The following is an 8,002-nucleotide window of genomic DNA, read 5'->3' as shown; positions in this document are numbered from 1 at the left end:
GGGCCGCCGCCCCACGCCCGCCCCGCCCCCTTGCGGCCACCCCCAACGAACCGGTCGGCAGCCGCTTGACGAGAGCGGCACCCATCCCCGGAGCGACCGCGCACCCCTCCCCCTCGGGGCGCCCCCCGACGAACCAATCCGCACCCGACAGGAACACGCACGACCCGGCTGCCCTGGTCGAGAGTCCCGCCCCCGGGCCGTCCGGTCGCTTTCCCTCGCGCGGTGGAGGGGCGGGTGTCAAGGGTGGCCCGAAGGGTCATCGGCGCAGCCGACGCGCAGCGCAGCGGAGCGCCCTTTACTCCCGGCCCGTAACCGCCAAACTCCGGAGAACGGACGGCACCGCTCACCGACTCAAACGCCGGACCAGCACAGCACGGCCCCGGCAACCTCACCCCCTACGCCGCCAGCGCCGCAGCGGCGCAGCAACCGTCGCCGCCAATACCGCGACGGTTCCCCCGAGGACCATCACCACTGTGGTGGACGTCGCGTCCACCACCGTTCCGCCTGCCAGCGCGCCAAGCGCGAACGTCGCTTGGAACGATGACGTGAACAGGACCGACGCGGCCTCGGGCGCAGCCGGTGCCGCCGTCACGAACCACGTCTGCGAGCAGACCGGCACCGCCCCGTACGCAGCGCCCCAGATCAGGAGCAGCACCAGTGCGCCGGGCCTCCCCGTGCCGAGCACCGGCAGTAGCAGTGTCGCGGCGGCGACCAGGCTGGCGGCCAGCGTGAACGTGCGGCGCAGCTCGCGTCTCACCCACGCGCCCGCGAGGAAGTTGCCGGCGATGCCCGCGACGCCGTACGCCAGCAGGAAGACGGTGATCGACCGCGGGCCCGCATGCGTCACCTCCGCCAGGAACGGCGTGACGTAGGTGTACGTGCCGAAGTGGGCCGTCACGATGAGGAACGTCGCTGCCAGGCCCACCCTGACACGGGGTTTGCCGAGCAGATCGCGGAGGACGGTCAAGCGGGTGACCTTCTCCGGCGGCAGGGGCGGTACGGAGACCACGAGCGCGGCGAGTACGGTCAGGGTCAGGACGCCCATCACTACGAACACCACACGCCAGCCCGCGAGTTGTGCGAGCCACGTACCCGCGGGCACGCCGAGCACCGAGCCGAGCGGGACCGCGGAGAAGATCACGGCGGTCGCCCGGCCGACCTGCGCCTCGGGGACCAGGCGGGCCGCGAGCCCCGACCCCATGGACCAGAAGGCGCCGATGACCACTCCCACCAGGACCCGGCTGACCAGCATCAGCCAGTAGCCCGGAGCGATCGCAGCGAGGAAGTTCGCCAAGGCCAGCAGCAGGATCAGGGCGCAGAGCATGCGGCGCCGGTCGACGCGCCCGGTGGTGACCGTCACGGTCGGGGCGGCGACGGCGGCGAGGATGCCGGGCAGGGTCATCATGAGCCCTGCCGTGCCGTCCGAGATACCGAAGGTGTCGCCGATGGGGGTGAGCAGGCCGATCGGCAGGATCTCGGTGGTGACGATGGAGAAGATCCCCAGCGTCACGGCGATGACTGCCGGCCAGCCGCCCAGCAGGAGACGGGCGGAGGCGGACGAGGTTTGTGTGGCGGGTGCGGGCATGCCCCCGAGTTCAGCAGCGCCGCCCGGACCCGGTCTGGCACGTACGCGACATCAACATGCCGCGGCGAGGGTGACGTCGGTTTCCCGCGTATCGCCCTCGCCGCCTATGAGCCTCAGTGCGTGACGGCGGGCTCCGGGTCGGACGCCGAACTCGCCTTGCTGCCCAGGTGGTTGAAGACCAGGTTCAGGGCCACCGCGAGCAGGCAGCCCGTGGAGATGCCCGAGCCGAGGACGATCTGCGCCCAGGCCGGGAACGCGTCGTAGAAGCCGTCCGAGAGGGCGGGGGCCAGGCCGGCGCCGAGGGTGACCACGACGATCAGGGCGTTGTCGCCGCGGTGCAGGTCGGCCTGGAGCAGGGTCTGGATGCCGCTGACCGCGATGGAGCCGAAGAGGAAGAGGCTGACGGCTGCCAGGACCGGCATGGGGACGACCGAGATCAGCGCCGCCGCTGCCGGGCTGAGGCCGATCAGGACCAGGATCGCGCCGCTGAGCGCCACCACGAAGCGGCTGCGCACCTTGGAGATGACGACCAGGCCGATGTTCTGTGCGAACGCGCTGGCGTGGAAGGCGTTGAACAGGGGACTCAGGGCGGAGCCGAGCGCGTCGGCGCGCAGGCCTCGCGCGATGGTCTTCTCGTCGACCTCCTTGTCGACGATCTTGCCGAGGGCGATCATGTCGGCGGTCGACTCGGTGAGGATCACCAGCATCACCACGCACATCGAGATGATGGCCGGGATGTTGAACTCCGGGGCGCCGAAGTGCAGCGGCGAGGGGATCCCGACCAGGGCCGCATCGTCCAGTTTGGAGAAGTCCGCGAGGCCCATCGGGATCGCGAGCAGCGTTCCGAAGATCATGGCGAAGAGCATGCTGATCTGCTTGAGGAAGCCCCGCGTGAAGCGCTGGAGCAGCAGCATGACCAGGACCGTTGCGCCTGCCAGGCCGATGCTGCCCGGCTCCGGCGTGCCCGTCGACGAGTCGTCCACTATCCAGTCGTACGCGACCGGGATGAGCGAGACGCCGATGAGGGTGATGACCGAGCCCGTCACCACCGGCGGGAAGAAGCGGACCAGGCGTGAGAAGTACGAACTGACCAGGAAGCCGAAGAGACTGGAGACGATGATCGCGCCGAAGACGACCGGCATCCCCGCCTCTACGCCGCCCTGTGTCGTGATGATCGTCAGCATCACGCCGACGCCCGCGAACGAGACGCCGTTGACGAAGGGCAGGCGCGAGCCGATGAAGTTGCCTATGCCCAGCGTCTGGAGCAGCGTCGCGATGCCTGCCATGAGCAGGCTGCCGCCCATGAGTACCGCCGTGTCCCCCGGCGACATCTTGGCGGCGACGGCCACGACCAGCGGGACCGAGACCGCGCCCGCGTACATGGAGGCGACGTGCTGGAGGCTGGCGACGAGCATCCGGCCCGGCGGCAAAATCTCGTCGACCGGGTGGACCTCGGGACGAACCTCGGGATGAACCTCAGGAGCCGAGGCGGCCGGTGCGGCCTCGTCGGCAGGGCGGTGCTGAGAACTCATGGGTGGCGCTTCTTCCGTGTGCGTGACGCCGGAAGTCGGGCCCGTCGCGCGGGAGTTCACGAGGCGCGCGGCGGGACCGACCATCACTCCGACTGGAAAGTAACTTCCGCGATGCGGGCGGCGTCACGCACGTTACGTCAGTGGGCCCCCGCCGGGGAAGACCCTTCGTGCACCCTCTGTTCAGCGATTTCTCCCCCGGGCTCCATCGGATTGGTCACGTCGTCGTCCTCGCCCCGCTTGCCGATGTGGTTGAAGACGAGGTTGAGAAGGACGGCCGCGACACAGCCCGTGGAGATGCCCGAGTCGAGGATGATCTTCGCGGTCTCCGGGAACGCGTGGTAGAACTCCGGCGCCGCGATCGGGATGAGGCCCACCGCGAGGGACACGGCCACGATCAGGACGTTGTTGTCACGCTCCAGGTTCGCCTTGACCAGGGTCTGGATGCCGCTCGCCGCGACCGAGCCGAAGAGGACGACACCCGCGCCGCCGAGCACCGGACGCGGTACGACGGCGATGAGCGAGGCCGCCATCGGGCACAGGCCCATCAGGACCAGGAAGCCGCCGCCCACGGCGACGACGTACCGGCTGCGGATCTTCGTCATCGCGACAAGACCGATGTTCTGCGCGAACGCGCTGCACATGAAGCCGTTGAAGAGCGGGCTGATCGCCGAGCCGAGGGTGTCGGCGCGCAGGCCGGCCGCGATGGTCTTCTCGTCGGCGGGGCGCTCCACGATCTCGCCGAGCGCCAGCATGTCGGCGGTGGACTCGGTCATCGAGACCACCATGACGACACAGAGGGAGACGATCGCCGCCGCCGCGAACTGCGGGGCGCCGAAGTGGAACGGCGTCGGGAAGCCGACGATGTCCGCGTCACCGATGGGGCTGAAGTCCGTGACGCCGAACGGGATCGCGATGAGCGTGCCGACGACGAGGCCGAGGAGCACGGCGATCTGCTTGACGAAGCCGGTGGTGAAGCGGCGAAGCAACAGCACGATCACGAGGGTGAGGCCCGCGAGACCGAGGTTCTTCATCGAGCCGTAGTCGTCGGCGCCCGGCACAGGGCCCTGGGCCCAGCCGAAGGCCACCGGCATCAGCGAGATGCCGATGAGGGTGATGACCGTGCCGGTCACGACCGGCGGGAAGAAGCGGACGAGTTTGGAGAAGAACGGCGCCGCGATGAAGCCGAGCACACCGGCGACGATGACCGCGCCGAAGATGATCGGCAGCGCGTCGTCCTTGTTGTCGGTCGATTCGACGACCGCGATCATCGGGGCGACGCCCGCGAAGGTGACGCCGTTGACGAAGGGCAGGCGGGCGCCGATCTTCCAGATGCCGAGCGTCTGGAGGAAGGTGGCGAGGCCCGCGGTGAACAGACAGGCTCCGGTCAGGAAGGTGAGTTCCTTCGGCGAGAGGCCGATGGCCGCGCCCACGATGAGCGGAGGGGCGACGACGCCCGCGTACATGGCCGCCACGTGCTGGAGGCCCGTCGTCGCCATCTTGAGCGGCGGGAGTTTCTGGTCGACGGGATGTATGGCGCTTTCGCCGTCGACTTCGGATGGGTCTGGGGTGGTGCCTTGCTTGGTGAACCCGGGCTGAGTGGCCACTGTGGCTCCTCCGGTTGTTTTCCAGTACGGGCGGCATTGCCGGCACTTTTCGCTTCTGGGAGGTGGTGCGTCGTGCAAGGGCTTGCTCGGTATGAAGTTGTGGTGAGGGGTGATCAGGGTGGTGGTGCTGGTAGTGCGCCCAGGTAGTACTGACCGCCCCGGGAACGCGAAGCTTTGGGCCACGTTCCGGGGCGGCACTTGAGCAGCCCGCTCGGCTGCTCAAGTCCGGTCAGGGGCCGTCCCCCCTGACCGGAGTTCTTGGGTTCAGGCCTCGGCCGCGATCCGCGCGAGGCGCTGCGCCTCGTCCCGCGCGGAGCGGGCGATGGCGTCCTCGTCGACGTGCAGCAGTCGGCCGTCCTCGACGATCGGGCGGCCGTTGACGAGGGAGAGCGTGACCGGGGCCGCCGCGCCGAAGACGATGGCGGTCACCGGGTCGGCGATCGAGGAGTGCCCGATGCCGTCGATCTTCCAGAGGACCAGGTCGGCGAGCTTGCCCGGCTCGAGCGACCCGATCTGCGTGGAGCGGCCCAGGACTTGGGCGCCGCCGAACGTTCCGAGGCGCAGGGCCTGACGGGCGTTCAGGGCTGCCTCGCGGTGTGCGCCGAGGCGGTTGATCAGGAGTGCGTTGCGCAGCTCGGTGTGGAGTTCGCCGGACTCGTTGGAGGCGGTGCCGTCGACGCCGAGGCCGACCGGGACGCCGGCCTTGAGCATGTCGGGGACGCGGGCGATGCCGGCCGCGAGACGCGCGTTGGAGGACGGGCAGTGCGCGACTCCCGTACCGGTGCGGGCGAACGCGGCGATGTCGGAGTCGTTCATGTGGACGCAGTGCGCCATCCACACGTCGTCACCGAGCCAGCCCGTCGACTCGAAGTAGTCGGTGGGGCCCATGCCGAACAGTTCCTTGCAGAACTGCTCCTCCTCGACGGTCTCACTGCCGTGGGTGTGCAGACGTACGCCCTTGGCGCGCGCCAACTCGGCGCCCTGCTTCATGAGTTCGGTCGAGACCGAGAACGGCGAGCAGGGGGCGACGGCGACCTGGGTCATCGCGTCGAAGGAGGCGTCGTGGTGCTTGTCGACCGTGGCGGCGGTCGCGGCGAGCGCACCTTCGAGGGTCTCGACGGCGAAGTCCGGCGGCAGGCCGCCGTCCTTGACGCTGCGGTCCATGGAGCCGCGGGCGAGGGTGAAGCGGACACCCATGTCGCTCGCGGCGCCGATGATGGCGCCGGAGAGGTCGCCGGAGTTCTTCGGGAAGACGTAGTGGTGGTCCATCGCGGTGGTGACACCGCCGCGGGCCATCATGCCGAGCGAACCCTGGGCCGCCGCCGTCACCATCTGCTCGTCGATGCGCGCCCAGGTCGGGTAGAGCGCGACGAGCCAGTTGAAGAGGTTGTGGTCGGTGGCGAGGCCTCGGGTGATCCACTGGTAGAAGTGGTGGTGCGTGTTGACCAGGCCGGGGGTCACCAGGTGACCGGTCCCGTCCACGCGGCGTACGACGTTGGCCAGGCCCTCGGGGGCCTTGCCTGCGCCGATGGACTCGATCTTGTTGCCGGCGACGACGACGTACCCCGACGCGTACTCGGTGTCGTCGGCGTCGACGGTCGCGATCGCACAGTTCTCGATGACGATGCGCTGCAGGTCTGCCGGTGCTGCCATGGTGCTTCTTCCTTCATGTGTGTGTGGCGATGTGGGCACGGCATGACCCTAGGAAGATTTGAGTGCCGCGGCCGCGGGGCTGCGGGTGCCGAGATGGTTGAAGAACAGGTTGAGCAGGACCGCGGTCAGCGCTCCCGCACTGATTCCGGAGCCCAGGACGGTCTGCGCCCAGGCCGGGAATTCGGCGTAGAAGGTGGGCGCGGCGAGCGGGATGATGCCCGCTCCGAGCGCGACGGCCACCAGGATGATGTTGGAGCTGTCGTCGAGGCCCGCCTCGGAGAGCGTACGGATGCCGCTGACCGCGATGGAGCCGAAGAGGACGATGCCCGCGCCGCCGAGCACCGGCATCGGTACGAGACTGACGACCGCGCCCAGCATCGGGAAGGCGCCGAGAACGATGAGGGCGCCGCCGGCGACGGCCACGACGTAGCGGCTGCGTACACGTGTCAGGGAGACGACGCCGACGTTCTGTGCGAAGGCCGAGGTGGGGAAGCCGCCGAAGACAGGGCCGACGAGGGTCGCGATGCCGTCGGTGCGCAGGCCGCGGGTGATGGTCTTTCCGTCGCTCTTGCGCTCGCAGATCTCGCCGAGGGCGAGCATGCCGGCCGACGACTCGGTCATCAGGACCAGCATCACGATGCAGAGCGAGAGGATCGCGGCGGGCTGGAACTCCGGGGCGCCGAAGGCGAAGGGCGTCGGGAGCGCCGCCACCGGGGCCGACTTGATGGCGCTGAAGTCGGCCATGCCGAACGGGATCGCGGCGAGCGTACCGATGAACAGACCCAGAAGCAGGGCGACTTGCTTGAGGAAGCCGCGTCCGAACCGCTGGAAGACGAGGATCACGGCGAGCGTGAAGGCGGCGAGCGCGAGGTACTTCATGGCGCCGAAGTCGGCGGCGGTCTTGTCGCCGCCCTGCGCCCAGGTGACGGGCACGGGCATCAGCGTCACGCCGATGAGCGTGATGACGACGCCGGTGACGAGCGGCGGGAAGAAGCGCAGGAGGCGCCCGAAGAACGGGCCGACCACGAGGCAGAAGACGCCCGCGACCATCACCGCGCCGTAGATGGCCGGGAGTTGGTGGCCTTTGGCGCTGTTCTCGGCGATGGCGAGGATGGGTGCGATGCCCGCGGACGACGCGGCGTTCACAAAGGGGAGCCGGTTGCCGACGAAGCCCTTGACGCCGAGCGTCTGGAGGATCGTGGCGAGTCCGGCGATCAGCAGGCTCGCGGCGATGAGGCGGGTCTGCGCGACCGCGTCCAGACCACAGGCCTGGCCGATGATCAGCGGCGGAGTGACGACGCCCGCGTACATGGCGGCGATGTGCTGGAGCGCGGCGGGGACGAGCCGCGAGGGGTGAAGCTTCTCGTCCACCGGGTGACAGCCGGAAGTTGATGCACTGTCAGCTACGTCCGATGGGGTGGAACACGGGCCTTTAGCCGGCCCCTTTGCAGGCTGTGCCATTGCTGCTGTTCCCTCCGGTGTGGCGTGCCCCCGCCCGCTGCGGACGGGGCGCGGCCGGGGACATGCTCGTGCGCCATCCCGGTGTCGACGCCATCGGTTTCATCGGCTCCTCGGCGACCGGCGCGAAAGTCGCTGCCGCCGCCGGGCTCAAGCGCTCCCTCATGGAG

At 69.4% G+C, this 8,002-nt stretch carries 6 protein-coding genes; 1 reads left to right on the top strand and 5 read right to left on the bottom strand.

What is annotated here, in order from left to right; translation table 11 throughout:
• Positions 1-388: 388 nt before the first annotated feature.
• The 5 genes from ACWFR3_RS46085 to ACWFR3_RS46065 all read right to left on the bottom strand — a co-directional run bounded on the left by ACWFR3_RS46085 (position 389) and on the right by ACWFR3_RS46065 (position 7,835).
• Positions 389-1,585, bottom strand: a complete 1,197-nt coding sequence (locus tag ACWFR3_RS46085; protein ID WP_453740714.1) for an MFS transporter — start codon at positions 1,583-1,585, stop codon at positions 389-391.
• A gap of 113 nt (positions 1,586-1,698) precedes the next feature.
• Positions 1,699-3,117: a nucleobase:cation symporter-2 family protein gene (locus tag ACWFR3_RS46080; protein ID WP_453740713.1), complete on the bottom strand. Its 1,419-nt coding sequence runs from the start codon at positions 3,115-3,117 to the stop codon at positions 1,699-1,701.
• Between the two features lie 137 nt (positions 3,118-3,254).
• Positions 3,255-4,613 (bottom strand): nucleobase:cation symporter-2 family protein, encoded by a 1,359-nt coding sequence (locus ACWFR3_RS46075; RefSeq protein WP_453740716.1) that lies wholly within the window; start codon positions 4,611-4,613, stop codon positions 3,255-3,257.
• A 372-nt stretch (positions 4,614-4,985) separates the two neighbouring features.
• The gene (locus ACWFR3_RS46070; protein WP_453740712.1) at positions 4,986-6,374 is read right to left on the bottom strand and encodes an 8-oxoguanine deaminase; all 1,389 of its coding nucleotides are present in this window, start codon (positions 6,372-6,374) and stop codon (positions 4,986-4,988) included.
• A gap of 48 nt (positions 6,375-6,422) precedes the next feature.
• Positions 6,423-7,835 carry a nucleobase:cation symporter-2 family protein gene (locus ACWFR3_RS46065; protein ID WP_453740711.1) on the bottom strand — a complete coding sequence of 471 codons (1,413 nt, stop codon included), beginning with the start codon at positions 7,833-7,835 and terminating at the stop codon, positions 6,423-6,425.
• A gap of 62 nt (positions 7,836-7,897) precedes the next feature.
• Between ACWFR3_RS46065 and ACWFR3_RS46060 the strand changes: the two genes are divergently transcribed.
• Positions 7,898-8,002: aldehyde dehydrogenase family protein (locus ACWFR3_RS46060; protein ID WP_453740715.1), on the top strand; the 105-nt coding region annotated here is incomplete at its 3' end.

The sequence above is a fragment of the Streptomyces sp. NPDC055189 genome, assembly GCF_053606765.1.
The sequence above is the reverse complement of the archived record's forward strand: the minus strand, read 5'-3'. Positions and strand labels throughout refer to the sequence as shown.